The 25,909-nt window shown below is 62.0% G+C and carries 27 protein-coding genes; 5 read left to right on the top strand and 22 right to left on the bottom strand.

Translation table 11 applies throughout. From position 1 onward, the window contains the following. Positions 1–82 precede the first annotated feature (82 nt). The gene (locus GWQ27_RS02645; protein WP_021138797.1) at positions 83–1,051 is read right to left on the bottom strand and encodes a calcium/sodium antiporter; all 969 of its coding nucleotides are present in this window, start codon (positions 1,049–1,051) and stop codon (positions 83–85) included. 126 nt (positions 1,052–1,177) lie between these two features. After that, on the bottom strand, positions 1,178–1,651 hold the full coding sequence (locus GWQ27_RS02640; protein WP_021138796.1) for a redoxin family protein: 474 nt from the start codon (positions 1,649–1,651) through the stop codon (positions 1,178–1,180). Between the two features lie 125 nt (positions 1,652–1,776). On the opposite strand from GWQ27_RS02640, the gene GWQ27_RS02635 reads away from it, so the two are divergent. Beyond that, positions 1,777–2,703, top strand: coding sequence for a phenylacetate--CoA ligase (locus GWQ27_RS02635; RefSeq protein ID WP_275906590.1), 927 nt, complete (start codon positions 1,777–1,779; stop codon positions 2,701–2,703). Between the two features lie 77 nt (positions 2,704–2,780). Here GWQ27_RS02635 and yfcD read toward each other — a convergent pair whose 3' ends face one another. Beyond that, complete coding sequence (gene yfcD / locus GWQ27_RS02630; RefSeq protein WP_111587432.1) at positions 2,781–3,263, bottom strand: NUDIX hydrolase YfcD; 483 nt, start codon at positions 3,261–3,263, stop codon at positions 2,781–2,783. Between the two features lie 208 nt (positions 3,264–3,471). Between yfcD and GWQ27_RS02625 the strand changes: the two genes are divergently transcribed. Continuing rightward, the gene (locus GWQ27_RS02625) at positions 3,472–3,687 is read left to right on the top strand and encodes a DUF1107 domain-containing protein (protein ID WP_021138793.1); all 216 of its coding nucleotides are present in this window, start codon (positions 3,472–3,474) and stop codon (positions 3,685–3,687) included. A 55-nt stretch (positions 3,688–3,742) separates the two neighbouring features. Here GWQ27_RS02625 and GWQ27_RS02620 read toward each other — a convergent pair whose 3' ends face one another. The 14 genes from GWQ27_RS02620 to GWQ27_RS02555 form a co-directional block, all read right to left on the bottom strand. Continuing rightward, positions 3,743–4,057 (bottom strand): DUF2845 domain-containing protein, encoded by a 315-nt coding sequence (locus GWQ27_RS02620; RefSeq protein WP_005316840.1) that lies wholly within the window; start codon positions 4,055–4,057, stop codon positions 3,743–3,745. Continuing rightward, the gene (locus tag GWQ27_RS02615; protein WP_275906589.1) at positions 4,054–5,067 is read right to left on the bottom strand and encodes an ABC transporter permease; all 1,014 of its coding nucleotides are present in this window, start codon (positions 5,065–5,067) and stop codon (positions 4,054–4,056) included. The genes GWQ27_RS02620 and GWQ27_RS02615 overlap by 4 nt, the downstream gene beginning before the upstream one ends. 94 nt (positions 5,068–5,161) lie before the next feature. After that, complete coding sequence (locus tag GWQ27_RS02610) at positions 5,162–6,043, bottom strand: ABC transporter ATP-binding protein (RefSeq protein ID WP_087755178.1); 882 nt, start codon at positions 6,041–6,043, stop codon at positions 5,162–5,164. Between the two features lie 141 nt (positions 6,044–6,184). Beyond that, on the bottom strand, positions 6,185–6,796 hold the full coding sequence (locus tag GWQ27_RS02605) for an FKBP-type peptidyl-prolyl cis-trans isomerase (protein ID WP_021138790.1): 612 nt from the start codon (positions 6,794–6,796) through the stop codon (positions 6,185–6,187). 181 nt (positions 6,797–6,977) lie between these two features. Further along, the gene (locus tag GWQ27_RS02600) at positions 6,978–7,724 is read right to left on the bottom strand and encodes a copper homeostasis protein CutC (protein ID WP_265422652.1); all 747 of its coding nucleotides are present in this window, start codon (positions 7,722–7,724) and stop codon (positions 6,978–6,980) included. 41 nt (positions 7,725–7,765) lie between these two features. After that, the gene (locus GWQ27_RS02595; RefSeq protein WP_111587429.1) at positions 7,766–8,668 is read right to left on the bottom strand and encodes an ROK family protein; all 903 of its coding nucleotides are present in this window, start codon (positions 8,666–8,668) and stop codon (positions 7,766–7,768) included. Positions 8,669–8,778: 110 nt separating this feature from the next. Then, positions 8,779–9,285 carry a GNAT family N-acetyltransferase gene (locus tag GWQ27_RS02590; RefSeq protein ID WP_087755177.1) on the bottom strand — a complete coding sequence of 169 codons (507 nt, stop codon included), beginning with the start codon at positions 9,283–9,285 and terminating at the stop codon, positions 8,779–8,781. Then, positions 9,273–10,079 (bottom strand): M48 family metallopeptidase, encoded by an 807-nt coding sequence (locus tag GWQ27_RS02585; protein WP_011898477.1) that lies wholly within the window; start codon positions 10,077–10,079, stop codon positions 9,273–9,275. Before GWQ27_RS02585 ends, GWQ27_RS02590 begins: the two co-directional genes overlap by 13 nt. 168 nt (positions 10,080–10,247) lie before the next feature. After that, positions 10,248–11,222, bottom strand: coding sequence for a phosphate ABC transporter substrate-binding protein PstS family protein (locus GWQ27_RS02580; protein ID WP_111587428.1), 975 nt, complete (start codon positions 11,220–11,222; stop codon positions 10,248–10,250). Between the two features lie 176 nt (positions 11,223–11,398). Then, positions 11,399–12,694 carry a phosphate regulon sensor histidine kinase PhoR gene (phoR, locus tag GWQ27_RS02575; RefSeq protein WP_099994015.1) on the bottom strand — a complete coding sequence of 432 codons (1,296 nt, stop codon included), beginning with the start codon at positions 12,692–12,694 and terminating at the stop codon, positions 11,399–11,401. Positions 12,695–12,702: 8 nt separating this feature from the next. Then, positions 12,703–13,392, bottom strand: a complete 690-nt coding sequence (gene phoB, locus GWQ27_RS02570; protein ID WP_005316860.1) for a phosphate regulon transcriptional regulator PhoB — start codon at positions 13,390–13,392, stop codon at positions 12,703–12,705. Between the two features lie 102 nt (positions 13,393–13,494). Continuing rightward, positions 13,495–13,905, bottom strand: coding sequence for a VOC family protein (locus GWQ27_RS02565; protein ID WP_021138783.1), 411 nt, complete (start codon positions 13,903–13,905; stop codon positions 13,495–13,497). Positions 13,906–14,052: 147 nt separating this feature from the next. Beyond that, the gene (locus tag GWQ27_RS02560) at positions 14,053–15,363 is read right to left on the bottom strand and encodes a GGDEF domain-containing protein (protein WP_192873233.1); all 1,311 of its coding nucleotides are present in this window, start codon (positions 15,361–15,363) and stop codon (positions 14,053–14,055) included. A gap of 328 nt (positions 15,364–15,691) precedes the next feature. Next, the gene (locus GWQ27_RS02555; RefSeq protein WP_275906588.1) at positions 15,692–17,350 is read right to left on the bottom strand and encodes a sigma-54-dependent Fis family transcriptional regulator; all 1,659 of its coding nucleotides are present in this window, start codon (positions 17,348–17,350) and stop codon (positions 15,692–15,694) included. Positions 17,351–17,597: 247 nt separating this feature from the next. On the opposite strand from GWQ27_RS02555, the gene GWQ27_RS02550 reads away from it, so the two are divergent. Next, positions 17,598–19,115, top strand: coding sequence for an aldehyde dehydrogenase family protein (locus GWQ27_RS02550; RefSeq protein WP_131729717.1), 1,518 nt, complete (start codon positions 17,598–17,600; stop codon positions 19,113–19,115). A gap of 45 nt (positions 19,116–19,160) precedes the next feature. Here the strand turns inward: GWQ27_RS02550 and GWQ27_RS02545 are convergent, their stop codons facing one another. Beyond that, positions 19,161–19,982: a helix-turn-helix transcriptional regulator gene (locus GWQ27_RS02545; RefSeq protein ID WP_275906587.1), complete on the bottom strand. Its 822-nt coding sequence runs from the start codon at positions 19,980–19,982 to the stop codon at positions 19,161–19,163. Positions 19,983–20,086: 104 nt separating this feature from the next. Here GWQ27_RS02545 and GWQ27_RS02540 point away from each other — a divergent pair, with 104 nt between their 5' ends. Continuing rightward, entirely contained in the window at positions 20,087–20,986 is a 900-nt protein-coding gene (locus tag GWQ27_RS02540) for a DMT family transporter (RefSeq protein ID WP_234593133.1), read from the top strand. A 125-nt stretch (positions 20,987–21,111) separates the two neighbouring features. On the opposite strand, the gene GWQ27_RS02535 is transcribed toward GWQ27_RS02540, so the two are convergent. Then, complete coding sequence (locus GWQ27_RS02535; RefSeq protein WP_059111542.1) at positions 21,112–21,537, bottom strand: carboxymuconolactone decarboxylase family protein; 426 nt, start codon at positions 21,535–21,537, stop codon at positions 21,112–21,114. Beyond that, on the bottom strand, positions 21,534–22,517 hold the full coding sequence (locus GWQ27_RS02530; protein WP_111587423.1) for an aldo/keto reductase: 984 nt from the start codon (positions 22,515–22,517) through the stop codon (positions 21,534–21,536). Before GWQ27_RS02530 ends, GWQ27_RS02535 begins: the two co-directional genes overlap by 4 nt. Before the next feature lie 96 nt (positions 22,518–22,613). Here GWQ27_RS02530 and GWQ27_RS02525 point away from each other — a divergent pair, with 96 nt between their 5' ends. Then, the gene (locus tag GWQ27_RS02525) at positions 22,614–23,522 is read left to right on the top strand and encodes a LysR family transcriptional regulator (RefSeq protein WP_111587422.1); all 909 of its coding nucleotides are present in this window, start codon (positions 22,614–22,616) and stop codon (positions 23,520–23,522) included. 105 nt (positions 23,523–23,627) lie between these two features. On the opposite strand, the gene GWQ27_RS02520 is transcribed toward GWQ27_RS02525, so the two are convergent. Both GWQ27_RS02520 and GWQ27_RS02515 read right to left on the bottom strand, forming a co-directional pair. Further along, on the bottom strand, positions 23,628–24,320 hold the full coding sequence (locus tag GWQ27_RS02520) for a response regulator (RefSeq protein ID WP_159166893.1): 693 nt from the start codon (positions 24,318–24,320) through the stop codon (positions 23,628–23,630). A gap of 3 nt (positions 24,321–24,323) precedes the next feature. Continuing rightward, entirely contained in the window at positions 24,324–25,892 is a 1,569-nt protein-coding gene (locus GWQ27_RS02515) for a sensor histidine kinase (protein WP_005316878.1), read from the bottom strand. Positions 25,893–25,909: the final 17 nt, after the last annotated feature.

Genomic DNA, 25,909 nt, shown 5'->3' with positions numbered 1-25,909 from the left:
TGCTTGTTGAGCCTGCACCTGTCAAAAACAAGAGGGGGAAGCCGATGCTTCCCCCTCTCTCATTGCGCTTTATCCAGGCTGGCTAGATAAATTGACTGGTCAGCAACCAGCCGGTGTAAGCCACAAAGATGGCGAGCAGTATGCCCCCTTCCAACCGGTTGATCCGCCCCTGTCCCTTGCGACCCAGGCACATCACCAGCAGCAGCAGGGTCAGCCCCATCATGATGCTCCAGTCACGGCTGAGCACCTCGGGCGCCACATCCAGCGGCGCTATGCCTGCGGCTATGCCCACCACAGCCAGGGTATTGAACAGGTTGGAGCCGAGCACGTTGCCAAGGGCAAGGTCGTGCTCCTTCTTCTTGATGGCCATCAAGGAGGAGGCCAGCTCGGGCAAGGAGGTACCTATGGCGACTATGGTCAAACCAATCACCAGATCGCTGATGCCAAAAGCCTGAGCTATGGTGACGGCGCCCCACACCAGCAAACGGGAAGCCCCCACCAGCAGCACCAGTCCGACGATGAGCCAGAAGATGGCTTTCTTCAGCGGCATAGCCTCACTGTCGATATCTTCATTGACTTCGGCGTCAAGGGCGTCACCTTTACCGGTGATACCGGCCCAGATGGACCAGCCCATCAGCACCACAAACACCAGCCCCAGGATCAAGGCATCGGTGCGCCCCAGATGGCCGTCAATCAGCAGGGCACCGGAGAGCAGGGTAATGCCGAGCAGGATCGGGATCTCCTTGCGCACCACCTGGGAAGAGACGGCGATGGGGCTGATGAGGGCGGTAAGCCCCAGGATCAAGGCGATATTGGTGATGTTGGAGCCATAGGCATTGCCCAGGGCCAGACCCGGATTACCCTGCATGGAGGCCAAGGCCGAGACCACCATTTCAGGGGCCGAAGTACCAAAGCCTATGATCACCATACCGATAAGCAACGGCGGCATGCCCGCATAACGGGCGGTCGCGGCAGCGCCGTCCACAAACTTGTCTGCACTCCAGACCAGCAGCGCCAGTCCGGCAATCAGGGCAACAACAGCCAGAGTCATAATTTCTCTATCTCATCAGATGAAAAAACAGGAGCCAGGTTTTGAACCTGACTCCCTTCCAAGTTGGGCACAGTGTAACGGTCCGACTTGCCTTTTCAAGGGGAAATCAAACGTCGATTGATGATTTCAAAGTGCAGCCAGCAGACTGGAGGCATCGGAGACCTCGAACTTGCCGGGCGCCTCAACAAACAGGCGGGTGACCACACCATTCACGGCGATCAGGGCAAAGCGCTGGGCCCGCAAGCCACCGAAGGCGCCAGTCTCCTTGGCAAGGCCCAAGGCTTGCGTCCAGCTGCCGTCGCCGTCCGCCAGCATGGTGATGGCGTCGGCGTTCTGGGCCACCTGCCACGCCTTCATCACAAAGGCATCGTTCACCGACAGGCAATAAATGGCATCCACCCCTTTCGCCTTGAACTGGTCGGCCACTACCACGTAACCGGGCAGGTGGGCATTGGAACAGGTGGGGGTAAAAGCGCCGGGCACAGCAAACAGTACCACCGTCTTGCCGGCAAACAGGGCCTGGCTATCCTGCACCTGCTTGCCCTCGGCGGTGATAAAGGTAAATTCGCCCGCAGGCAGGGTCTGGCCAATGGCAATCATGATATCTCGTCCGTGATGAAGATAAGGAACCACAGTCTACCCCAGCCAGTGAGCCGGCAACACACCCCCATCTGCATCGCCATTTGAACTAACCTTGAGCAGGATCAGCCGACCAAGGAGGCCTCATGCAGCACTATTACGACGGACTGGAAATTCGTCCCTCCCCCTTGCGAGAGCAACAACAACTGGAGCAGCTCAATCAGCTGCTCACCCATGTCGGCCAGTATTGCGCCGGCTACTCAAGCGCCTATCGCCAGCGCCGTTTGCAGGAGTTGGGCGAGCTGGCCACACTGCCCCTGCTCGACGCCGCCGACCTGTTTGCCGCCCAGCAGGCCCACCCGCCCTTCGCCGGCCTCACGGGTCGGCCGGCCAGTCAGGCGCTGCGGGTCTTCGCCTGTCCCGGTCAGCTGGCCATTCCCGAATATGCGGGCGCGGACTGGTGGGGCGCGGCGCGGGCCCTGTTTGCCGCCGGTTTCAAGGCGGGGGAAGTGCTGCTCAACGGCCACGACTACCACATCAGCCCCACCGCCTTCATTTTCGACAATGGCGCTCGCCAGCTGGGAGCCCCCGTAGTGCCTTGTGGTCCCCACGATACCCGCCGTCAATTGGAAGCCCTGCGACGCTACGAGCCGACAGGATTTGTCGGGCCACTGGCGGCGCTGCTGGATCTGCTGGAAGCGGCGGAGCTGGCCGGGATCCCGAGCGACAGCCTGCGCTCTGCCCTTTTGTGCGAAACCTCCCACCCCGACACGGCGCCACTGCAGGCGGTCCACGGTATCCGTGCACTCAACTGCCTGGTGTTGCAGGATCTGGGAGTGCTCGCCTACGAGAGTCAGCCCGGTCAGGGCTTTATCGTCAACGAAAGCTGCATCGTCGAGATCATCGATCTCGCCACCTCGGAGCCGGTCATCGGCGATGTGGTCGGTCAGCTGGTGGTGACCCGGCTCGACCTGGAATATCCCCTGTTGCGGCTGGTCACCGAATGGCAGGGTCACTGGCTGGCGGGGGCCAGTCCATGCGGGCGTACCAATCGGCGCCTCAGGCTGGTGTAACCAATGCAAAAAATGCAAACGGGCAGCCAGTGGCTGCCCGTCTTGTCTCCGGCGAGGAGAATATCTGAAGAAGAGGCTTACCGCCTCGCCTGCCAGGTGGCGATGGCAAGCAGGGAATCCGGGGTAAACTCGGTGGCGCGGGCGGCAATCTCGGCCTGGCTCATCCAGTGCACCTCGCTCACCTCCTCGGCCTGCAGCTGCAGTGGGCCCTGATAGTGGCAACTGAAGAGCCCCCCCCAGACCCGGTAGCCCTCCCCCTCGGCATAGAAGTGACCCAAAGCCTCAAGGGGAACGTCAACTATCCCAAGCTCTTCGGCCAGCTCGCGACGGGCAGAGGGCTCCATCTGTTCGCCCGTGGTCACCACACCACCGGCGCAGGCATCCAGCATGCCGGGGCAAAAATCCTTGCTGAGAGTGCGCCGCTGCACCAGGATCCGATCCGTCTGGTCGAGCACCAGAATATAACTGGCGCGATGGCACAAGTTCTCCCGCCGCACCCTGGCCCGTTCGGCCACGCCGATCACCTTGTTATCCGCATCAACCACATCCACCCATTCCACGCGCAGGCCCTTTCGCTCATGTCGTTCAATTGCCCGCAGTATATCGGGGCAAGGAGGAGTCAGGGCAGCACTTTTTCACCTCATGGGTACAGACACGCTCCCCGGATACCCGCCGCGACACGGATTCATACAAACCTTTATTAAATGTCACATTAGTGTCACCCATGGACGGCATAGTGTGCCCTGTCCAAGCAACAGGTGTTTTGTGATGAAGGTGTTCAAGAACTTGTCTCCCCGCCAGATTGCCCGCTACATCAAGAGCTTCCATCGCGGCAGCTTCATGGTGGAGGCGCTGGGGCGATTCGAATTCAGCGGCGGAGAGATCAATCTGCAGAGCCTGACCTGCCGTCAGACCCTGAGTCTGGCCCGGCAGATCAATCTGGAGGTTCGCGGCCTGCGTCACACCAGCCTGCTGTTGGGGTAACTTCCATAGTCCTTTCTGTTTGTAGTCTGCTTCCATACTGGTTTTTGCCCGCCGGCTAGTCGCCGCGCGGGCCATTTTCTATGTCGGTGACCACACCGTTGCGCACTGTCACGAAACGCATGAAGGCATTCTTGCCAAAGTTGTAGGTCCAGCGCTCACCGTATGTGACCTGCACCAGATTGCCAAACTGGTTCACCTCGTTGCGGGTCAAGGTTTCACGCAGCATGGGCTCGCCACACTTGAGCAGCATCTCGGCGGTGCTGTCCCCCTCTGTGATGAGGGCGTTCTTGCAACGCATGGCATCGGCACTGGCCGGTATGCTCAGCAACAGCAGGGCCAGGGCGGCTCCCAGATCCAGAGGTCGTTTCATTGGCTATTCCATTTAAACAGGGCACTGCCCAGGGTGAGACAAGAGAGGGTAAACAGTACAACCCAGCCCAGCGGTGCGGCCACCTCGGCCCAGCCAGCTCCCTCAAGCATGACGGCACGGGCCTCCGTGATGATCTGGCTGAGCGGTAGCCAGGCCGCCAGCTGTTGCAGCCAGAGAGGCGCCCCTTCCAGCGAGAACCAGACCCCGGAGAGAAACATCATGGGCATGCTGATGACGTTGAGCAGGCCGCTTGCCAGCTCTTCGTTCTGAGTGCGGGCGGCGATGAGCAGACCCAGTGACGCCATGGCGGCCCCGCCCACCAAGGCGATAAGAAGCAGCAACCAGCCTGAGCCGAGCAGGGGCACACCAAGCAGGCCGTAGGCCACCAGAAACACCAGCAGGCTCACCACCAGGGTAATCAGGATCCGCGACAACAACTGGGCACAGAGAAACTCGGCGGCGGAGAGCGGCGTTGCCCTCAATCGCTTGAGCACACCGTTCTTGCGGTAACGGACTATGACGAAGCCGACCCCGAACAGGCCGGAAAACATCAGGTTCATGCCGATCACCCCGGGCAACAGCCAGTCACCATAACGGATCGCCTGACCGCTCAGAGTCTCTTTCACCAGTGGCTGAAAAATCGCCTGGCGCAGCAGGTATTCGGCCAGCGCCCCCTGGGCGGCATCCGGGTTGACCCAGTAGCGACCCGAACCGGGCGAGAGCAGCAGATCCAGCTGATGGTGGCGTACCTTGAGTCGCCCCTTTTGCTCATCGTCATAGGGAATGAGTTTGAGCAGCGGAATGGCGTTCAGGGGCGCATAGGCAGCAGGCAAGTCCCCCACTACCCCCATCTGCACCAGCGGCTTGGGCGGGCCGGAGAAGATGAGGGAGAAACCTATCACCAGCAACAGCGGGAAGGCCAGATTCCACACCAGGGCCGCCCTGTCCCGCACAAACTCCAGATTGCGGGCATAAAAAAGCGCACCGATCCGTTTTATGGCGCCTTTCATGCTCCGCTCCTTGTGCACCAAGCTGACGAGCGGCGCGACCACCGCAAGTCTCGCGTATGGAGGTGGGTGCCAACACGGCGTCTTGTCATGCTGCTCATGCGCCACTCCTCAGGCTATGGCCGGTCAGGTGCAAAAAGAGATCCTCCAGGTTGGGAGAGCGTACCTGCATGCCGGTCAGCGGGACTCCAAGGCTGAGCAACTGCGGCAGCAGGAGTGCCACGTCGGGACAGGTCAGCTCAACCTGATCGCCATGAGGCAAGAGCGGATAGCCCAGGCTGGCGAGGGCCGGGTGATCCGGCAATCGCACCAGCACACCGTCAAAATGCTGGGCCAGCAAGGCCGTGGGGGTATCCAGGCTGAGCAAGTGGCCGTGATCGACGATGGCGATGAGATCGCACAACTGCTGTGCCTCGTCCATATAGTGGGTAGTGAGCACCACCGTCTTGCCCTGGGCCTTGATCGCTTCAATGCGCTGCCAGAAGTGGTGGCGGGCCTGGGGATCCAGCCCGGTAGTGGGTTCATCCAGAAACAGCAACTCGGGGTCACCGAGCAGGGCGAGCGCCAGCAGCAGGCGCTGACGCTGACCGCCGGAGAGCTTGCGGCTGTCACGGTCGATGAATTCGCCCAGGGCGCACAGCTCGATGAGCCGCTCCTGGGGCAAAGGATGGGGGTAGAGGCTGGCAAACAGGCGCAGGGTATCGCGCACAGTCAGAAAATCCTGCAGCGCAGTGTGCTGGAACTGGATGCCGATGCGGGAGCGGTAATCGGGGCCGCGAGGGGCGCCATGGAACAGGATCTGGCCGCTATCCGGGGTGAGGACTCCCTCCAGCAACTCTATGGTGGTGGTCTTGCCCGCCCCGTTCGGGCCGAGCAGACCGAAACAGCAACCGGCTGGAATGGCAAAGCTGAGCCCGTCCACAGCCTTGACGCCGGGAAAGTGCTTGATGAGATCGACGACTTCGATGATGGCTGCCATGACTTGTCTCCCAGGAGAAGCCCTGACTATATCCAAATCTTTTGCAAAGGCACATTGTCTATCGACAAGGGCCCGCCAGGCAGAGGTACATCAAAAAGAAACGGCGACTTGTAAGTCGCCGTTTGCATCAAGCCAGCCGGATCACAGAATGTCCAGCAGCTCCACTTCGAATACCAGGGCAGAGTAGGGCGGGATGGAACCGGCACCACGAGCACCATAGGCCAGATCCTGCGGAATATAGAGCTTCCACTTGGAGCCAACCGGCATCAGTTGCAGGGCTTCAACCCAACCGGCGATGACGCCAGTCACCGGGAATTCAGCCGGCTCGCCACGGGCGACCGAGCTGTCAAACACGCCACCGTGGGTGAAGGTACCGTGGTAGTGCACGCGCACGGACTGACCGGCCACCGGCACGGCGCCATCGCCTTCTACCATGACTTCGTATTGCAGACCCGAGTCGGTCACCTTGACGTCGGCACGCTTGGCGTTGTCAGCCAGGAAGGCTTCGCCATCGGCGGCGGCCGCCTTGGCAACGGCTTCCTGCTCTTCCTGCATGCGTGCAGTGATAACCTGGAAGGCATCATTGATATCGTCACGGCTGACCGCGAACTCCAGACCATTCAGGGCATCTGCCAGACCTTGTTGCAGGGCCGGGATATCCAGACCGGCGAAGGCTTGCTGCGCCAGTTGCTCGCCCATGTTGCGGCCGATGCCATAGCTGGCCTTCTGTTCGATAGAGTCGTATTGGGACATTGAGATGTTGCTCCAGATCCAAGTAATAAAGAGGCGGGATAATATCAGACTTTTTGGCCAGGTGCTGCCGCCGGTCGCCCTGATTTCCCCGCCCGTGGGAGCGAGTTCACACCAGTCAGGTACGAACGCCGCCCATCGGCGGCGATCTTGTCAGGCACAATGACGCTGTGAGCCTTTGGACTCAAACCTCACTTGCTGTGACATCAGCGCGATCCAGCAAAGCCCGCACAGCAGCCACCTTGGCGCCGTCGGTGATATTGACCCGGCCGTCATCAGAGGTACCCATATTGACTCCATGCGGTACCATACCGCCGCGCCAGCCCATGCCGGACATGTGCACCTCGTTCACCCCGGTAAATTCGATGATGGTGCGCACGTTGTCGGCATTGATCCCGGCACCTGGCATCAGGGTGGCCCGGCCTGCCAGCGCCTGTTGCATGGCCTGCAAGGTCTCGAGCCCCGCCAGCGCGGTCGGTGCATGACCTGACGTGAGGATCCGCTCACAACCGGCCGCTATGATGACCTCAAGATCGGCACGCCAGTCGGAGCAGAGATCGATGGCACGATGGAAGGTGACGCCAAGGGGACCGGCTGCCGCGACCAGTTGCCTGAGCTGGGCAGCAGGCACCCGCCCCTCTTCATCCAGCAGCCCCACCACCACACCTTGCAACCCGGCGGCGCGAGCGGCGGCGATATCCTGCAGCATCATCTCGAACTCCCCTTCGCTGAAGCAGAAATCCCCGGCACGGGGACGGATCATGGCATAGACAGGGACGCTGGCGTGGCGGGCGGCCAGCTGCATGAAACCATAGGAGGGGGTCAAACCACCCAGCCCCAGCGCAGAGCAAAGCTCAATGCGATCCGCGCCAGCTTGCTGGGCGGTGAACAGGGATTCCAGGTTGTCGATACAAATTTCAAGACGGGTCATGATGACTCCTTTATTGGAGAGATCAGACAGCACATCTGATCTCATAAATTGAGCAAGGCCGCACCCCGCACCCCACCGGCACCGCCGAAGCGGGCCTGGCGGATCTCGGGCAGAGCGACACCGGGCAGCAGGTGGCCGGGCAGACGCAGCGGCAACTGTTGGTACAGGGCGGGCAGACCGCTCAAGCCGCCCCCCAGCACGACCACCTCGGGATCAACCACAGAGATGGCGGTAGCGAGTCCGGCAGCCATGATCTCGAGCCAGCAGTCGACCGTGGCCACCGCATCAGGCTCATGAGCCTCGAAGCGTTCCACTATCTGGTGGCCGCTGGCACGCTGACCGTGAAAATGGTGGTAGAGCCGCTCCAGCCCGCTGCCGGACGCATAGGTTTCAAAACAGACCAGGCGGCCACAGCCGCAACGGAGACGAGGCAGGTCGGGATACTTCATCAGCATGGTCGCAGGCAAGGGATAGTGACCTATCTCCCCCGCCAGCCAGTTACGGCCCTGAATGAGTTTGCCAGCAAGGTAGACGGCACCACCTATGCCGGTGCCTATGGTGACCCCCAGCGCACTCTCGGCACCTGCCGCCGCGCCCTGGTGCACCTCCGACCAGAGGAAGCAGTTGGCATCGTTGTCCACCTTGACCATACGACCCAAACGCTCGGCCAGATCGGCGCCCAGATGGCGACCATTGATGGAGGGCAGGTTCGCCGCCACTATGCTGTGATCGTGCCGATTGAGGATACCGGGAAAGCCGATGCCCACGGCGCCTCTTGCACTGAAGCGAGCGTCAGCCTCGAGTACCCGCTGGCAGATCAGCTGCTGCAGCCCCTCGTAATCATTGCCGGGAGTGCTCATGCGCACCTCATGACAGAGATTCAAACCGCCGTCATACACAGCGAACGCTATCTTGGTGCCACCGATATCAAAGCCGTAATACATGCTCACACTCCCTTGTCGGCGAGTTGCCTCACCTCAGCCTGTCCAGAGGGGCACATTGTATTAATTCGCAAAAAAAATAAAGTGACCGAGGGCGAAAAACGGGAGCTGGATCAAAGCAAACGGAACATTTGCCGTTGCAGGCAAGCCTGGCCAAGGCTCATCAGAGTGCGCTCCTGGCCGTCAAAGGCGAAACCGCGACGCAGGTAAAACCCCTCGCCAACCCGATTGCCATCGAGCAGCCACAATCTGACGCCTTCACAACCGGCGCGCCGCATCTGCATGGCCACCGCCTGCCACAGCCGCTTGCCATAACCCTGGCGCCAATGATCGGGGTGGAGGTAAAACGCCCGGATCCAGGCGGTGGGATATTCACCCTCTTGCGCCAACTGCCAGTAGAGCAGGCCGATGACCACCTCATCCAGACAGAGCAGCATGGGTCTTGGGCCCGGCTCGGCGAGCCGGCTGCGCCAGATTTGCAGATGTTCGGTCACCGCCAGCTGGGCCAGCATGTCGTTGCCAAGCACCTCACCGTAGGCAGCGAGCCAGCTGGCCCGCTGCATCACCGTCATGGCGGGGGCATCATCAAGCCGCGCCATGCGCAGGCTTATGCCTTGCATTGGGGTACCAGACCGGAGGCGCGCGCCTGCTCATAGAGTGGCCGGGCCTCGGCCTGCTGGGCCTGCAACTCGGCAATCCGGTTTTCGTTGCTGGGGTGGGTGGAGAGCAGCTGCGGCGGCGCCTTGCCACCGGCGGCGGCGCTCATGTTCTGCCACAGGGGAACGGCTTCGGCAGGATTGAAACCGGCACGGGCCATCAAGTCCAGACCCAGCCTGTCCGCTTCGCTCTCCTGCTCGCGGCCATAGGGCAGCATGACGCCCACCTCGACCCCGAGCCCCAGCGCCGTCATGGTGGCACCGCGATATTCGCTGCTGCCCATGGCGATATCCGCCGCCGCCAGACCAAGACCGGTCAGCTGGCTGCGGGAGAGTCGCTCGTTGGAGTGCTGGGCCAGCACGTGGGTCAGCTCGTGACCGATGACGGTGGCGAGCTGATCCTGATTCTTGGCGACCTTGAGCAGGCCGCTATAGACCCCTATCTTGCCACCGGGCAGGGCGAAGGCGTTGACCTGCTTGGAGTCAAACACCACCACCTCCCAACTGGTGATGCCATAACTGGCAGGCACCTGGGCGGTGACGGCCTTGGCAACACAGGAGACATAAGCATTGAGCTTGGCATCCTTGCTCACCTTCTCCTGCTTTTTCATCTGCTCGAAGGAGTCGGCACCCAGCTTGCTCATCTGCTGGGGAGAAAACAGCAGCATCTGGCTACGACCGGTAGGAGACTGGGCACAGCTGGCCAGCAGGGTAGAGCAGAGTGCCGCCAGGCCGAGCTTGAACAGGGGAGATGTCATGGAGGTGTCCTTCACCATAAAGATGCCCTATTTTCGGAAATGCAGGCGTCCGGCGCAAGTCGACAAATCGCCAGGTTCGGCGAAAGCGGTCACATGGCGTCACTCCAGTCTTGCTCAAAAAGAAAACGGGCCCCGCTGGGGCCCGCCTGTGAGAGGAGGAAAACCGGCTTACATAATGCCCAGTTTCTTCAGGTCAGCTTCGACCACTTTGGCCGGGACAGGCACGTAACCATCTTTGGCGACTATGCTTTGACCCGCCTTGGAGAGCATCATCTTCACGAACTCCTGCTCCATCGGGGCCAGCGGCTTGTTCGGGTGCTTGTTCACGTAAACGTACAGGAAGCGGGACAGCGGATACTTGCCGGTGATGGCGTTATCAGCGCTCGCTTCGATGAAGGTCTTGCCATCTTTGGACAGCGGCACGGCGCGTACACCCGAGGTGACATAACCGATACCTGAGTAGCCGATGCTGTTGAGGGACGCAGAAACGGACTGCACCACGGAAGCGGAACCAGGCTGCTCGTTCACACTGCTCTTGAAGTCGCCATCACACAGGGCGTGCTCCTTGAAGTAACCGTAAGTACCGGATACTGAGTTGCGACCGAACAGTTGCAGATCCTTGGACGACCAGTTGCCATCCAGACCCAGATCAGACCACTTGGTGGCAGCCTTGGCTTCGCCGCACTTGAGGGTGCTGGAGAAGACAGAGTCCACTTGCTGCATGGTCAGCCCCTTGATGGGGTTGTCCTTGTTGACGAACACGGCCAGGGCATCGACCGCGACGCGGATGGCGGTTGGCTTGTAGCCATAACGCTTTTCGAAAGCCTCTTCTTCACCGGACTTCATGGCGCGGCTCATGGGGCCGAACTGGGCAACACCCTCGGTCAGCGCGGTCGGCGCGGTTGAGGAACCGGCAGCCTGGATCTGCACGTTGACATTGGGATAAACCCGCTTAAATTCTTCGGCCCACAAGGTCATCATGTTGGCCAGGGTGTCAGAGCCGACAGAGGACAGGTTGCCCGAGATGCCGCTGGTCGGAGTGTAATCCGGCAGGTCTTTATCCACACCGGCAGCCAGGGCGCTGACAGAAAACAGGGTTGCTGCGGTAAATCCGATTACACCAGCCAGTTTGTTGAGTTTCATCCAATCTCTCCAAAGTTACAGAAGGTCCGTTCTTAAGACGGCGCCAGTATCTGACCTGGCAGTGACAAATTTATGGATTTAATGTGACACTTTAATGACATGACAAGACTTTTGACCAAATGAAGAGAGAGCAGCGTCTGCTGCCCTCTCTTTCGCTAACTTATTGCCAGTAAAGACTATTTAACTACTACCATACGGGCTGGAATGAGAAAGCTGAAACGGCTGCCAGCACCGACCCGACTCTCGATATCGAGCTGACAGTCGTGATGGCTCAAGGCGTGTTTGACGATGGCGAGTCCCAGTCCGGAGCCACCAGTATGCCGTGAACGAGCCTTGTCGACCCGATAGAAACGTTCGGTCAGACGCGCCAGATGCTCGGCCGGGATCCCCTCCCCCTCATCCTCCACCGCAAACAGCGCCATGGCGCCCTGCTTGCGCCACGCCACGCTGATCTTGCGACCCGCCGGTGTGTAGTGAATGGCGTTGTAGACTAGGTTGGAGACGGCGCTGCGCAGTTGATCATTATCTCCTCGCACGAAAAGGTTCGGTTGCACCAAAAATTCAATCTGGTGTGCACGCTCCCCCGACAGCGCCCGTGCCTCCTGCTCCAGCAATCCCAGCATGGCGGGCATGTCCACCAGATGGGAGAGATCCACGGTCGGAGCCGCCTCGATACGGGACAAGGTAAGCAGCTGATTCACCAGATTGTCCATGCGGATGGTCTGTTCCATCATCACCTTATGCGCCTTGGCCCACATGGCGGGCGGCGGTGGCTCCTCCGTCATCTCCAGATAGCCCTTGAGCACGGTGAGCGGGGTACGCAGTTCATGGGAGACGTTGGAAACGAAGTGCTTGCGGGTCTTCTCCAGGCTGCGCAGCCGGGTGACATCCCGCACCACCAGCATGGCCTGATCCTCGGCGTAGGGCATGATGCGAAACTCGAGAAACTTCTCCTCATTGATGGGAGAGTTCATCTCGAACGGTTCGTCATACTGCCCCTTGCCCAGATAGGCGCCAAAGGCCGGACTGCGAATCAGATTGCCGATGTGCTGACCGGCATCTTCCGGCCAGCGAAAACCAAGCAGTTGCTCCGCCAGCCGATTGCACCAGAGGATGCTGCCGTCGGTGCGAAACACCACTGCGGCATCGGGCAGTGCCTCGGCACCTTCCCGAAAGCGGCGGATAAGACCCGCCAGCTCGCGGCGACGGGCCCGGTGACGCTGCTGCAACTTGTAGATGCCGTTGAAAATATACTCCCAGCTGCCGCTGCCATTGGGGGGAACCAGGCTGCGATCGTGCCACAGCCAGTCCGACAGCCGCTTCAGGAAGCGATAGTGCCAGCCCAGATGCAGCACAGTGGCTGCCAGCAGGCAAAGGGCGAGGGTATTCGTCAACCAGCCGACCAGAACGAAGGGCGCATAGAAGAACGCCATCCGCCACAACTGTCGCCGCCAGGCATAAGGTTGCAACATAACTTCCTCTACAGACGGGTTGAGAAGCGATAGCCTGCGCCGCGCACCGTCTGAATCAATCGATCGTGACCCGTCTCTTCAATGGCCTTGCGCAAGCGACGAATATGCACATCCACGGTTCTGTCCTCGACATACACATTGGTACCCCAGACATTGTTGAGCAACTGCTCGCGGCTGTACACCCGCTCGGGGTGAGTCATGAAGAAGTGCAGCAACTTGAACTCGGTCGGTCCCATGTCCAGCGCCCTCTCTTCGGCACTGACTCTATGGGAAACCGGATCCAGCTTGAGCCCCTGCACCTCGATCACCTCGTCCACCGAGGTGGGGGAGACGCGGCGCATCACAGCGTGCAGGCGGGCGGTCAACTCCTTGGGGGAGAAGGGCTTGGTGATGTAGTCATCGGCGCCGGCCTCCAGGCCGCGTACCTTGTCCTCTTCCTCACCACGGGCGGTCAGCATCACCACAGGGATCTGGCGGGTCACCTCATCCTGCTTGAGTTGCTTGATGAACTGAATGCCACTGCCACCGGGCATCATCCAGTCCAGCACTATGAGTTCGGGGTAGGGTTCACACACCTTAGCCAGTCCATCGGCGTAATCTTCCGCCTCGATTGTTTCGTATCCCTTTTGCTCAAGCACGAAGCAGAGCATTTCGCGGATCGGTGCTTCGTCCTCGACCACCAGAATTCGCTTAGCCATATCCCTTCTCTCTCCTGTGTGAAGATGGGTGCGCCAATTATTAGAATTTTCTGTGACACTTTTATGACTTTATGACAGGCGAGATGATAAACGTTTTCAGATTCAGTTGGCAGCAGTGAGTTGCAGCAGGTCCCAGCGGTTGCCACTGATATCCTCGAACACCACCACCATGCCGTATGGCTCGCTACGTGGCTGTTCACAAAAATGAACACCGTAGTCCAGCATGCGCTGGTAATCAGCCCAGAAATCGTCGGTTTCGAGGAACAGAAATACCCGGCCACCGCCCTGCTGACCGATGGCGGCCTGCTGCTCGGGCGTGGCGGCGCGAGCCAGCAAAAGCGCCGAGCCGGGCGCGCCGGCAGGCGCAACCCGCACCCAGCGCTTGCCCGGTTTACCCGGTTCATCGAGGGGGGTGTCTTCCAGCAATGTAAAACCCAACCCCAGGGTAAAGAAGGCGATGGCCTCGTCATAGTCGGCCACCAGCAGGGCCAAAGCGCCAATGTGTTGTGCCATGGGGAATACCTCAGCAGATGAATGAAGGGGGCTAACGCCCCGGCTGGCGCGCATCATAGCGGCTTGGGGACTTGGGCTCCAGCAGCAATGCCCCGCTCGAAGGAGCAGCCCTTCCCCGGCCGCCAGACCTGCGTTCTATTCCACCTCCTATTCCACCTCGACCCGGTTGCGCCCCCGCTTTTTGGCCTGATAGAGCGCCTCGTCGGCTCGCTTGAGAACCTGCTCAAGGGGATCCCCACGCCGCTCCGCCACCCCGAACGAGGCCGTGATGGACAGCGCCAATGGCCAGTGCGGATAAGCCACCAAGGCGGCTCGCAGCTGCTCCGCCAGTGCCTTGGCACGGGCCTGTTCGTAGTGCAGGCAGACCAGCACGAACTCCTCCCCGCCCCAGCGCACCAGCCGGCACAAGCTATCGCAGTGGCGCAGGACTTCGCTCACCATGTGCTTGAGCACCTCGTCCCCAACCGGGTGACCATGGCCATCGTTGACAAGCTTGAAGTGGTCTATGTCGATATAGATGAAAGAGAGGGGCATATCGCCGAGCTCGGCCAGCAGCTTGTTGCCACCGAACCGGTTGAGGGCACCGGTCAGGGGATCGTACCTGGCCTCCTCCTCGGTGCGCCGGGTCTGCTCGCAGAGGCTCTGGCTGCGCGCCTCCGCCACCTGTCTGGCCTCACGGGCCTTGCGCAATCGATCCCGCATCAGCAGGTGCTGCACCATAAACAGCAGCAGGCCGTAAACCAGCCAACTCAGCAGCAGGGGACGATAGAAGGCTCCCGGTTGCACCCAGCGACCATAGAACTCCATCCGCTCCAGCACCAGCCGGTAGTGACCAGGCTGCATGCCGACGCCGGAGGCGATTTCCACTGCGTAGACATGGCGCAGGTCCTCCCCTTGCTGGGCCAGCGGAATGCGGTACTGCTGGATCCACCAAGTGGCAGGCGTGAAGACCCGCAGCGGCACGTCCTGCAGCCGCCCGTAATCATCGGGACGAAAGATCACCTCGTTGAACTTGTGGGAGGTGGCATCGCCCGCCCGAGAGTAAATCGGGTGGTAGTTGCGCAGATAGAGGCGCCAGAACTGGGGCTCTGGCCCCTCGACCTGCAGCTGGATGCGCGCCCCCTCGAAGCGGGAGAGATCAATGCCCTGCTCCGGCAGACTCAGCGTCAGGATCAGTTCACAGAAGGGGTACTCATAGCCTTCGCGCAACTGGCAGTCGATGGCTGGCTTGTCCGTCGGCAAAGGGTAACCGCTTTGCTGGCCGGCGGCCGACAGCAAGGTAGTGACAGAGGCGCCGCCATGGATCCTGTCATCCTGTACCGCCACCGACAGGCGGGCATTGGCCAGCATGTCGAGCCGCCGATCCGGCCCGAATTCAAACAGCAGGATCGCCAGCAGGCTCAACCCCAACAATACCCAGAACAACACATTGGCCAGACGAGAATAGGAAAAGGTCATATAGGCTCCACCCGACTAGGTGCTCTGACTCCATACCCCGAGATCCGCACGCCCGGCTCCCGTGGTTATTACACGCGCCGACACCGGCGCCATACTGTATTTCTTCAGCCGGGTACCGGCAGACAGACCCGGACCAACCCGGGATCAGGCGCAGCCGTACTGCAGCAGGCTGGAGGCGCCAGGTTGGCGCCCCGGAAAGCCACGCGCTTGCCAATCAGATTGTGAATCTCAGGATAGAACACTCCATGCCATGAAAAATAAAGAGAAATCAATAAAAAGGGCCCTGATGGCTCATCTTGCACAAGGGGAATGGCGGGCAACAAAGCCCTCAGGGTCCTTCACGCAGCGCCCGGTAGAGGGTGGTGCGACTGATACCGAGCTGGCGCGCCGCCTCACTCACATTGCCCCCGCACGCCGCCAGGGTCTGCCGCACCCGCAGCCGGTTCTGTTCACGCAAGGTGGAAGTACTCGCCTGCGACGAGGCCGCTGCCGATGCAGCGGGCAGATGCAGGTGAGCGGGCTCAATCCAGCCCAACCCTTCCGCCAGCACGCAGGCCACCTCCAACGCCTGCTTGAGCTGGCGCACGTTGCCGGGCAAGGGATGGGCCAGCAGTTGCTGCTCCGCCTCCGGCGTCAACTGCAGGGCCGGGTCCATCTCCGAGAGCAGGCGCTGGATCAATCCCTGGCGCTCGCCCTGTGGCCATGCCCGCAGCGGTGTCAGCTGCTGGCGCCAGCCGCAGACTCGGTAATAGAGGTCCTCGCGAAACGTCCCTGCCTGCACCATGGCCGCCAGATCCCGGTGGCTGGCGCTGACCAGCCAGAAATCCACCGCTTCGGGCTTGTGGCTGCCGACCGGGGTAACGCTGCGCTCCTGCAGCACCCGCAGCAACCGGGTCTGGGCCAGCAGCGGCAGCTCGCCGATTTCATCCAGCATCAGGATGCCGCCGTGGGCGGCGCGCAGATAACCCTGACTGCCCTGGCTGCGGGCGCCACTGAAGGCCCCGCCCACATAGCCAAACAGCTCGGCCTCCACCAGATCTGCCGGCAGGGCGCCGCAGTTGACACACACCAGGGGCTTGTCCTGCCGGCTCGACGCCCGATGCAGGGCACGCACCAGGTGCTCCTTGCCGCTGCCGGTCTCCCCCTCGATGAGCAGCGAGATACCGCGCTCCAGCATCTTGAGCGGCACCTGTGCCGCCCCTTGTTGCGCTGTTTGCCGGGGCGCCACAACCGGCTCTGACACCAGCCGCAGGCCACGGTGTTCGCGCAGCAACTGCTGGCCATCGAACCTGTGCTGGCCGAGCCAGAGTCGTCCTGCCCGGTTGGCGCCGAGCAGCTCGCCCCCCTCCCCCAGCAGCAAACGGGCGGACCAGAGACTCTGGGGATCGAGATCCACCAGCCAGCCTGGCTGGCGCGCCAGCAGCGCGTTTTCGAGGGTCATGGCCAGGAGCCGAACCGTGCCCAGCATGTCGCCATCGTGGTGGGCCGCATCGGTGGAAATGTCGAGCACCCCGAGCAATTGCCCGTCCGGCCCGAGCAGGGGGCAGGCGCTGCAACTGAGGAAGCTGTGCTGGGCGAAGAAATGCTGATTGCCGAGCACCTGCACCTCGCTCTGCTCGGCGAGCGCTGTACCTATGGCGTTGGTGCCCTTGCTCGCCTCCCCCCAGCGGGCGCCGCTGCGCAAAAAGATGCGCTCGGCGTGGCGGGCGAAGCCATCGTCACCGCTGGCGGCCAGGATGGCGCCCTCGCCGTCACACAGCAGCAGGCGACAGGGCCTGCCCGCCAGCAACTGGGCAAACAGCGGCAGCACGAAGCGCTGGAAGCAGGCAATCAGCGTCTTGTGCTGCTCCTGGCGGGCCGACAGCTCCCCCTGGGGAAGCAAGTCCAGATCGGCGCTCTGCTGGCGATGCAGGCCCTGATGCAGGCAGCGCTGCCAGGAACGCTGGATCGGACTGGGGCTGGAACTGTGCTGCGGTAACTCGCTCATCACGCCTCCTGTTCAAAAACGGCACGACTGTCGCGGCCACTGTCCAGAAACGGCACAGTTTTATCGCCACAGCCTTGGTCATTGGTTAACCAAGATACGCTGCCGCACCCAGTTTGATAACGTTTTTGTAACCTTTTGTGTGCTGGTCAGACCCTTTGGCATGGCCCTTGCGATAACCCCTGCGTACCACCCCGGTCAGCCAGCGCGTGCAGCCGGGCAGGACCTTCACACACATAAGGATGATGAGATGATTTATACCGCTCCCGGTCAGGCAGGCGCCCTGGTCAGCTTCAAGTCCCGTTACGACAACTTCATCGGGGGCGACTGGGTAGCCCCCCGCGCCGGCCGCTATTTCGAGAACATCTCGCCGGTGGATGGCAAGGTGTTCTGTGAGGTGGCCCGATCCGACGCCGCCGACATTGAGCTGGCGCTGGATGCCGCCCACAAGGCGTTCGCCAGCTGGAGCAAGACCAGCGTCACCGAGCGCAGCAACCTGCTGCTGCGCATCGCCGATCGCATCGAGCAGAATATCGAAGTGCTCGCCATCGCCGAGACCTGGGAGAACGGCAAGGCGGTGCGCGAGACCCTGGCCGCCGACCTGCCGCTGGTGGTGGATCACTTCCGCTACTTCGCCGGCTGCATCCGTGCCCAGGAGGGCTCGGCCGCCGAGCTGGACCAGCACACCGTCAGCTATCACTTCAAGGAGCCCATCGGCGTGGTCGGCCAGATCATCCCCTGGAACTTCCCGCTGCTGATGGCGGCCTGGAAGCTGGCCCCGGTGCTGGCGGCTGGCTGCTGCAGCGTGCTCAAACCCGCCGAGCAGACCCCGGTCACCATCATGCTGATGATGGATCTCATCAAGGACATACTGCCCCCCGGCGTGGTCAACGTGGTCAACGGCTTCGGCGCCGAGGCGGGGCAGGCCCTGGCCACCAGCGATCGGATCCAGAAGCTGGCCTTTACCGGTTCGACTGAAGTCGGCGCCCATATACTGCGCTGCGCCGCCGACAAGCTGATCCCCTCCACCGTCGAGCTCGGCGGCAAATCCCCCAACATCTATTTTGCCGATGTGATGCAGCACGAGAGCCAGTACATCGACAAGGCGGTGGAAGGCATGCTGATGACCTTCTTCAACCAGGGCGAGGTGTGCACCTGCCCCTCCCGCGCCCTGGTACACGAGAAGATCTACGATGACTTTATGGACAGGGTGCTGGCCCGCGCCCGCACAATCGTGCAGGGCAACCCCCTGGACACCGCCACCCAGGTCGGTGCCCAGGCGTCCCGCGAGCAGTTCGACAAGATCCTGAGTTACATGGAGATAGGCCGTGGCGAGGGGGCCAAGATGCTGATAGGCGGCGGCCCGGCCAAGGTGAGCGGCCTGGAGGGGGGCTTCTACATCCAGCCCACCATCTTCTCGGGCCAGAACAAGATGCGGGTGTTCCAGGAGGAGATCTTCGGGCCGGCGCTCGGGGTCACCACCTTCAAGGACGAGGCGGATGCGCTGGCCATTGCCAACGACACCCAGTACGGCCTGGGGGCGGGTCTGTGGACCCGGGACAGCAACCTGGCCTGGCGCATGGGGCGCGGCATTCAGGCCGGCAGGGTCTGGGTCAACTGCTACCACGCCTATCCGGCCCACGCGGCATTTGGCGGCTACAAGAAGTCGGGGATAGGCCGTGAGACCCACAAGATGATGCTGGATCACTACCAGAACACCAAGAACCTGCTGGTGAGCCACGACATCAACCCCCTCGGCTTCTTCTAGTCCGATCACCTGCCATGAGAAGGGCGCCTGCGGGCGCCCTTGTTGTTATGGTTCGCCAGGCGCCCCTTCCCGCTCTATCCCCATGCCTCCCAACTGCTGGCGATAGCGCTGGGGTGAGCAGCCCAGCTCACGGTTGAACATGGCGATAAAGGCCGAGGTGGAGCCGTAACCGAGCCGCCAGCCAATTTCCTGCACTGGCAATTCCCCCTTGAGCCAGGCCAGCGCCTTGAGCAGCTTGAGCCGGGCCCGCCACTGGCCGAAGTTCATCCCCAATTCCCGCACGCAGCGCCGGGCCAGGGTGCGCTCCGTGCTGTGCAACTGCTCGGCCCACTGGGCCAGGGTGCGCGGATCGGCAGGGTCACTGCGCAGCGCCGCCAGCATGGGGGCCAGCAGCTTGTCCTGGCTCATGGGCAGGTAGCTATCCTGGCAGCGGGTGCGGGTCAGCTTCTCCACCAGCAGCTCGGCCTGGCGCACATCCCATTCATCCTGCATGTGGCCCAGCTTGCGCTCGCAAAAATCCGCCAGCATGGCCCGGATGAGTGGTGTCATCTCCAGCAGGCAGGGCTCGGCCGGCAGCCTGGCCGCCAGGGCGTGATTGACATAGATGGAGGTATAATCGAGGGCCTGCTGGTTGTAGGAGGCGTGCTCCAGATCCGCCGGCACCCAGATGAGGTAGTCGGCGGGAGCCACCAACCGATGATCATCCAGCACTATCTCCATCACCCCCAGGCTTATCAGGCTGAGCTGGCCCCAGGGGTGGCTGTGGGGCGCGCAGGCACTCTCGGCCTGGATCTGCTGATAGCGCAGATAGAGGGGATTGGGCTCGGGCAGGGCTATGTCCATCGAGTGATAGTGATGTAGTGCCATATCAGGGCAACTTGTCCTTTCTGCGGGATGAATTGTCAGTTTTACGTTACTTGATAACAGAAAGACAAGGATAGACTGGCCATCTCGATAACAAGGAGCCTTTGATGCGTATCTTCTTCCCGCTTATGTTCCCGCTGATGGCCGTACTGATCTGGGCCACCAATACAGTGGTGTCCAAGGCCGCCGCCGATGTGCTGGATCCCGCCGCCATCTCCTTTTACCGCTGGGTGATCGCCGCCCTGGCGCTGACCCCCTTCTGCCTGCCACAACTGTGGCGCCGCCGTCACGAAATCCGCCCCTGGCTCGGCAAGCTGCTGGTGCTGGCAGCCCTTGGCATGGTGCTTTACCAGTGCCTCGCCTATTACGCCGCCCACACCACCTCGGCCACCAACATGGGGGTCATAGGTTCGCTCATTCCGCTGCTGACCCTGCTGCAGAGCGCCCTCTTCTTCGGCCAGCGCCCCGGCAAGCAGGCGCTGCTCGGCATGAGCATCTCCCTGTTCGGGGTGTTCTGGCTGCTGAGCCAGGGCCAGCCGCTGGCCCTGCTGCACGACGGCATCACCCCCGGGGACGGGCTCATGCTGCTCGGCTCCGCCAGCTACGCCCTCTATGGCCTGCTGATCCGCCGCTGGCAACTGCCGTTTGGCCCCTGGCTCAACCTCTACATGCAGATCCTGCTGGCTGTGCTGCTGCTCATCCCGGTCGCCCTCAGCGCAGACTCCCTGGCAGTGCCCGCCGAGGGCTGGGGTCTGGTGCTGTTTGCCGGGCTCGCCTCCTCCCTGCTGGCGGCCTACTGCTGGATGCGCGGCCTCGCCTGCATGGGAGCGGAGCGCACCTCTGTGTTCATGAACCTGATGCCGCTGTGCACGGCGCTGATCGCCGTCATCACCCTGGGGGAGCCCATTCACGGCTATCACCTGCTGGGTGGCGGCCTGATCCTGAGCGGCGTCATGCTCTCCCAGTTCAAGCCCAGGGTGCGCCCCGCCCTTGTGGAAGAGGCATAAACCGGCGAGACCAGCCGCTGCAGCACAACACAAGAAGGGAGCCTCGGCTCCCTTCTTGTTCGCTAAAAACCACAGGCTCGGTTATCCCGGCGCTAATGGTAAGCCCCTCCCGACACAACTGTGATTCAGGTTTGCTCGTGGTGCGCCTTGTGCGGGTCGCGCCGGGCCTTGTCATGAGCAGCAAAGGCTTTTCGGGCCGCGCTGATGCCATTCATGCAGGCCGGGACACCGGCATAGACGGCTATCTGGAGCAGGATTTCGATGATGGTTTCCCGGCTGACGCCCACATTCAACGCGGCCCGGATATGAAATTCGAGCTGCCCGGGTGCATTGCCCATCGCCATCAGCGCAGCAACGGTAAGCATCTCACGGGTGCAGAGATCAATACCGGGACGGGAGAGCACATCGGCAAAGGCAAATCCCAACACCAGTTCGGCAAAATCTGGCGACAGGGCATCCAGATTCGCCGCGACCTGATCCGGCGCCTGCGGGTCGAGCCGGGCCAGCAGCGCAAAGGCCTGTTCACGCCGCTCGGACGATAAGCCGCTCATGCGTTCACCCCCTTCATGCCTTCTCGGGTATAGCGATCCCCTGCCACTGGCAAGGCCCTGATGGCACTGTCCAGCGCGGCGAGATCCCCGGCCTCCAGACGCACCGACAAGGCGCCCAGGTTGTCCAGCAGATGGGGGATCCGCCTTGTGCCGGGGATGGGCACTATGTCGTCCCCCTGCGCCAGCAGCCAGGCCAGGGCGATCTGCGCCGTTGTGCACTGCTTGCGTGCCGCCAGGGCCATGATCACCTCCACCAGCGAGCGGTTGGTGGCGATGTTTTCCTGTTGAAAGCGCGGCAGGTTGGCCCGAAAGTCACCCTCTTCAAACGCCGTATCCTGCTGGAAACGTCCGGTCAGAAAGCCGCGCCCCAAGGGGGAGTACGCCACCAGACCTATGCCCAGCTCGCGGCAAGCTGGCAGCACCTGGGCTTCGACATCCCGCGTCCAGAGGGAATATTCCGTCTGCACCGCCGCCACCGGATGCACGGCATGGGCACGCCTCAAGGTGGCCGCGCTGACCTCGCACAGGCCGACACGGGCAATCTTGCCCTCCTGCACCAGCTGCGCCAGCCCTGCCATCGTCTCTTCGATGGGGTGCGCCGGATCGATGCGATGCACATAGTAGAGGTCTATCTGCTCGACCCCGAGCCGGCGCAGCGAGGCTTCACAGCTCTGCCGTGCATATTGGACGCTGTTGTCCAGAGTGCGCCTGTACTCGCCGCTCTGACGCACTATGCCGAACTTGGTGGCGACCTTGACCCCGGCTCCGTGGGTCGCCAGAAAGCGGCCGATCAGGGCTTCATTGTGGTGCGGGCCATACATGTCGGCGGTGTCGAGAAAATCGATCCCCATCTCGACAGCCCGGGCCAGCACCCGCAGCGCCTGCTCATCATCCCGCGGACCATAAAACTCACTCATGCCCATGCAGCCGAGGCCCATGGCGGATACGTCCAGATCAGTGCCCAGTGTTCGTCGTTGCATACATTTCTCCTTACAAGATGGAGGTTAGTATGGTCTTCCGAATATGATTCAGGTATAGACTGGATTGGTAGTCAGCTTTCCGATTTTGGAAGATACATGAACGCTCTCTTGCTATGGGATGACGCCCGGGTCTTTCTGGCCATCGCCCGCAGCGGCACCTTGAGTGGCGCCGCCCTCGCCCTTGACATGGGCATTGCCACTGTCTCTCGACGGCTGGATCGCCTGGAGTCGGCACTGGGTCTGCCGTTGTTCAGTCGTCATCAGCACGGCTATCGGCTGACCGACGATGGGGATGCCCTGCTGGCGCGGGCCGAGGCGCTGGAACATGCCGGGCATGCCTTTGGCGAAGCCGGGCAGCAGCAGGGACAAGTGGCCGGATGCGTGCGCCTCGCCACCGCAGACAATCTGGCCAATCCGCTCATTATTCCCTCCCTGGCCAGGCTGTTTGCCATTCATCCCGACCTGAGGGTGGAGCTGGTCACAGGCGTGCAAACGGTGAACCTGCACAGGCGCGATGCCGATCTGGCCGTGCGCATGGTCAAGCCTGACGCCGGCAACGTCACCATCAAGCGGCTGGGCACCCTGGGCTTCGGCCTCTATGGGGCCAGCAGCTATGTCGATAGCCGTCAGCCAGGCACAGATGCCGCCAGCTTCGATGAGGATGCCTTTATCGGCTGGGGGGAATCCCACAGCCATTTGCCCGCAGCCAAATGGATTGCACGCATGCTGCGTGGGCGCCCCTGCAGGGTGGAGACCAATACCCTGTCGGCCCAGCTGGCCGCCGCCACCGCCGGTCTCGGGCTGGCGGTACTGCCCCATTATCTGGCCAAAGAGACGGACCTCGTCTGCCTCCTGCCCGAGCTGGGGGTAGATCAGCCGATCTGGCTGGTGATCCACACAGATCTCGCCCACTCCAGACGGGTGCGGGCCGTCGCGGATCACCTGATCCAGCTGTTTGAAGAGGCCGAGTCGGCCCTCCACCCTTTCCCTCTGGGCGCACTGTGAACCGGGAGGATGGAAAAGGCTGCCATCCATGTGGCAACGGGCAAACAGCAAGAAGGGAGCCGAGGCTCCCTTCTTGCATTGCATCTGCGCGCAAAAACCGCCGGCTCAGTTGCCCCGGCGCCAGTGGTAACGCCGCTCGGGCCGGCCACGCTGACCGTAGTTGAGATCCACATCGACCCTGTCTTCGGACTCCAGATACTCCAGATAACGGCGCGCCGTGGTGCGGCTGAGCGACAGCCGCAGCGCCACCGTATCGGTGGAAAATGCGGTATCCGGCTCGCCGGCCAGCAGCTCCAGCACCTGGCGCAAGGTGATGGCGTCGATCCCCTTGGGGGTATCGCGCACCTCCCTGGCCTGGGGGCGCCCCTTGCCCATCAGCCGATCCAGATCGCTCTGCTCCAGGGAGCCACGCTCGCAGATGCGCCTGTGCAGGGTAAGGGTCTCGTCCAGGCTCTGCTGGATGCGAAACAGCCGCAGCGGCTTGATGATGTAATCCTGCACCCCCAGGTTGAGGGCCTGCTGTATGGTCTCAACGTCGCAGGAGGCGGTCACCATGATGACGTAAGCCTCGCGGTTGTGGCTGCGCAGCCGGTTCACCCACTCCAGGCCCGAGCCGTCAGGCAATGAGATATCCACCAGCAGCAGTTGTGGTTCGGTCGCACGCATCATGAGATCGGCCTGGGTCAGGCTTTCGGCCCGACCCAGCAGGGAAAATCCGGGGGTGGAGGAGACCAGCTCGGCCAGAATGGATCCAATCCGTTCGTCATCCTCGATCACCAGAGTGAAAATGGGCTCCATAGATCACACCAATTGGTTTTTATTCAAGTAGATACCGAACAGGGTTGTCTGTTCGGCGGTGCGGCGCCATTCTATCACACCCCCTCGCCTGGCCACCGTCTCCTTGACCAGGAAGAGACCGACCCCGTGATCGCCGGTCTGGCGGCTGATGCCGTAATCAAACAGATGATCCGCCAGCGCCTCGTCCACCCCCTCGCCACTGTCCTCCACCTCGATCACCAGCCGGCGACCAAAATCGTTGAGGGAAATCAGCACTCGCGGCGGACAGACCTTGCGCCGCGCCCAGGCGGCGCGAATGCCGTTGTCCAGCAGGTTGCCGATGAGGGTGATGAGATCCGCCGACACGGCCGCCGGATATTCCGCCAGCGCCGAGTCGGGATCCAGCACCAGCTCCACCCCCAGCTCCCGCGCCCGGCTGAACTTGCCGAGAATGAGCCCCGCCACCGGCTTGTCCTCAATGGCCCGCAGCAGCCCCTGCAGCATGGTCTGGCAGGCCTCGCTCTCCTGCTGAATGAGCTCCACCGCCTGATCCACATGACCAAGCTGCAACAGGCCGGAGAGGCTGCTCAGCTTGTTGGCGAACTCGTGGGTCTGCATCCGCAGCATCTCGGCATACTGTCGCAGATGCGTGACCTGCATGCCGAGGCTGCCAGTTACCTCGGGGCGACTGAAGATCAGCAGGCGCCCGGGCACCTTGCCCTCCACCGCCTGCCAGCGGCCCACGAAGGATTCTCCGTGCACGGTAAAGCCAAGCTCGGTCTCGACCTGGGTCAGGGCAGGTGCCAGCGGCGGCGACAACTCGGCGAGCGGCTGCCCCAGCAGGGCATGACGCCCTGTGCCCGGCAGGCGCAGTTGATAGAAGGCGGCACTGTTGAGCATGCGGATGTTGCCCCTGTTGTCGAGCGCTATCACCCCCTCCGAGATGTGCTCCAGCACCAGCTCCTGCAGCACGAAGCGATTGACGATGGCCTCGGGCTCCAGATCCAGCAGGGTGCGGCGCAACAGGTGCTGCACCCAGAGCGCGAGCAAGAGACCACACCCCAGCACGGCAAGGATGGCGCTGACCAGCAGGGCGATCCGCTCCAGATAGATGCCTTCCACAGTCCGCATCAGGTAACCCACTACCACGGCCCCCATGGCACGGCCATCGGGCCCGAGCACGGGCGCAAAGCAGCGGATGGCCGGGCCGAGGGTGCCCTCGTCCTCTGAGCAGTAGCTGAGCCGGTCATGGAGGGCCGGCCAGATATCTTCACCACGGAAGAGACCGCCGATGAGCTCTGGCGAGGGGTGACTGAGGCGACGGGCGTGTTCGTCGGTCACCACCATGTAGGCAGCGTCGGTACGATTGCTGATCCCCTCCACATAGTCGCGCAAACCGGGATCGCTGCCCTGCTGCAAGGCCTGCACCACCCGGCTGTCCGCTGCCAGCACCCGCGCCAGATCGGCGCCATTCTCCTGCAGATTGCTCTCCAGCAGGTGGCGGATAAAGAGGGCGAGCAGACTGCCCAGGATCACGATCAGCAGCAGTGACAGCCCCAGAGAGAGGGTGACCAGTTGGTGGCGCAGTTTCATCGATTAGCCTTGCAACA

Origin of the sequence: Aeromonas sp. 5HA1 (assembly GCF_029237245.1) — a bacterium.
GTDB classification, from domain to species: domain Bacteria; phylum Pseudomonadota; class Gammaproteobacteria; order Enterobacterales; family Aeromonadaceae; genus Aeromonas; species Aeromonas salmonicida.
Note: the sequence above shows the minus strand (reverse complement) of the source record. Positions and strands in the feature narration are given on the sequence as shown.

Excerpts from the sequence above, each read along its gene's own strand:
- GWQ27_RS02645 (WP_021138797.1), bottom strand. The coding sequence starts at position 1,051 with ATGACTCTGGCTGTTGTTGCCCTGATTGCCGGACTGGCGCTGCTGGTC.
- GWQ27_RS02640 (WP_021138796.1), bottom strand. The coding sequence starts at position 1,651 with ATGATTGCCATTGGCCAGACCCTGCCTGCGGGCGAATTTACCTTTATC.
- GWQ27_RS02635 (WP_275906590.1), top strand. The coding sequence starts at position 1,777 with ATGCAGCACTATTACGACGGACTGGAAATTCGTCCCTCCCCCTTGCGA.
- GWQ27_RS02625 (WP_021138793.1), top strand. The coding sequence starts at position 3,472 with ATGAAGGTGTTCAAGAACTTGTCTCCCCGCCAGATTGCCCGCTACATC.
- GWQ27_RS02620 (WP_005316840.1), bottom strand. The coding sequence starts at position 4,057 with ATGAAACGACCTCTGGATCTGGGAGCCGCCCTGGCCCTGCTGTTGCTG.
- GWQ27_RS02615 (WP_275906589.1), bottom strand. The coding sequence starts at position 5,067 with ATGAAAGGCGCCATAAAACGGATCGGTGCGCTTTTTTATGCCCGCAAT.
- GWQ27_RS02610 (WP_087755178.1), bottom strand. The coding sequence starts at position 6,043 with ATGGCAGCCATCATCGAAGTCGTCGATCTCATCAAGCACTTTCCCGGC.
- GWQ27_RS02605 (WP_021138790.1), bottom strand. The coding sequence starts at position 6,796 with ATGTCCCAATACGACTCTATCGAACAGAAGGCCAGCTATGGCATCGGC.
- GWQ27_RS02600 (WP_265422652.1), bottom strand. The coding sequence starts at position 7,724 with ATGACCCGTCTTGAAATTTGTATCGACAACCTGGAATCCCTGTTCACC.
- GWQ27_RS02595 (WP_111587429.1), bottom strand. The coding sequence starts at position 8,668 with ATGTATTACGGCTTTGATATCGGTGGCACCAAGATAGCGTTCGCTGTG.
- GWQ27_RS02590 (WP_087755177.1), bottom strand. The coding sequence starts at position 9,285 with ATGCAAGGCATAAGCCTGCGCATGGCGCGGCTTGATGATGCCCCCGCC.
- GWQ27_RS02585 (WP_011898477.1), bottom strand. The coding sequence starts at position 10,079 with ATGACATCTCCCCTGTTCAAGCTCGGCCTGGCGGCACTCTGCTCTACC.
- GWQ27_RS02580 (WP_111587428.1), bottom strand. The coding sequence starts at position 11,222 with ATGAAACTCAACAAACTGGCTGGTGTAATCGGATTTACCGCAGCAACC.
- phoR (WP_099994015.1), bottom strand. The coding sequence starts at position 12,694 with ATGTTGCAACCTTATGCCTGGCGGCGACAGTTGTGGCGGATGGCGTTC.
- phoB (WP_005316860.1), bottom strand. The coding sequence starts at position 13,392 with ATGGCTAAGCGAATTCTGGTGGTCGAGGACGAAGCACCGATCCGCGAA.
- GWQ27_RS02565 (WP_021138783.1), bottom strand. The coding sequence starts at position 13,905 with ATGGCACAACACATTGGCGCTTTGGCCCTGCTGGTGGCCGACTATGAC.
- GWQ27_RS02560 (WP_192873233.1), bottom strand. The coding sequence starts at position 15,363 with ATGACCTTTTCCTATTCTCGTCTGGCCAATGTGTTGTTCTGGGTATTG.
- GWQ27_RS02555 (WP_275906588.1), bottom strand. The coding sequence starts at position 17,350 with ATGAGCGAGTTACCGCAGCACAGTTCCAGCCCCAGTCCGATCCAGCGT.
- GWQ27_RS02550 (WP_131729717.1), top strand. The coding sequence starts at position 17,598 with ATGATTTATACCGCTCCCGGTCAGGCAGGCGCCCTGGTCAGCTTCAAG.
- GWQ27_RS02545 (WP_275906587.1), bottom strand. The coding sequence starts at position 19,982 with ATGGCACTACATCACTATCACTCGATGGACATAGCCCTGCCCGAGCCC.
- GWQ27_RS02540 (WP_234593133.1), top strand. The coding sequence starts at position 20,087 with ATGCGTATCTTCTTCCCGCTTATGTTCCCGCTGATGGCCGTACTGATC.
- GWQ27_RS02535 (WP_059111542.1), bottom strand. The coding sequence starts at position 21,537 with ATGAGCGGCTTATCGTCCGAGCGGCGTGAACAGGCCTTTGCGCTGCTG.
- GWQ27_RS02530 (WP_111587423.1), bottom strand. The coding sequence starts at position 22,517 with ATGCAACGACGAACACTGGGCACTGATCTGGACGTATCCGCCATGGGC.
- GWQ27_RS02525 (WP_111587422.1), top strand. The coding sequence starts at position 22,614 with ATGAACGCTCTCTTGCTATGGGATGACGCCCGGGTCTTTCTGGCCATC.
- GWQ27_RS02520 (WP_159166893.1), bottom strand. The coding sequence starts at position 24,320 with ATGGAGCCCATTTTCACTCTGGTGATCGAGGATGACGAACGGATTGGA.
- GWQ27_RS02515 (WP_005316878.1), bottom strand. The coding sequence starts at position 25,892 with ATGAAACTGCGCCACCAACTGGTCACCCTCTCTCTGGGGCTGTCACTG.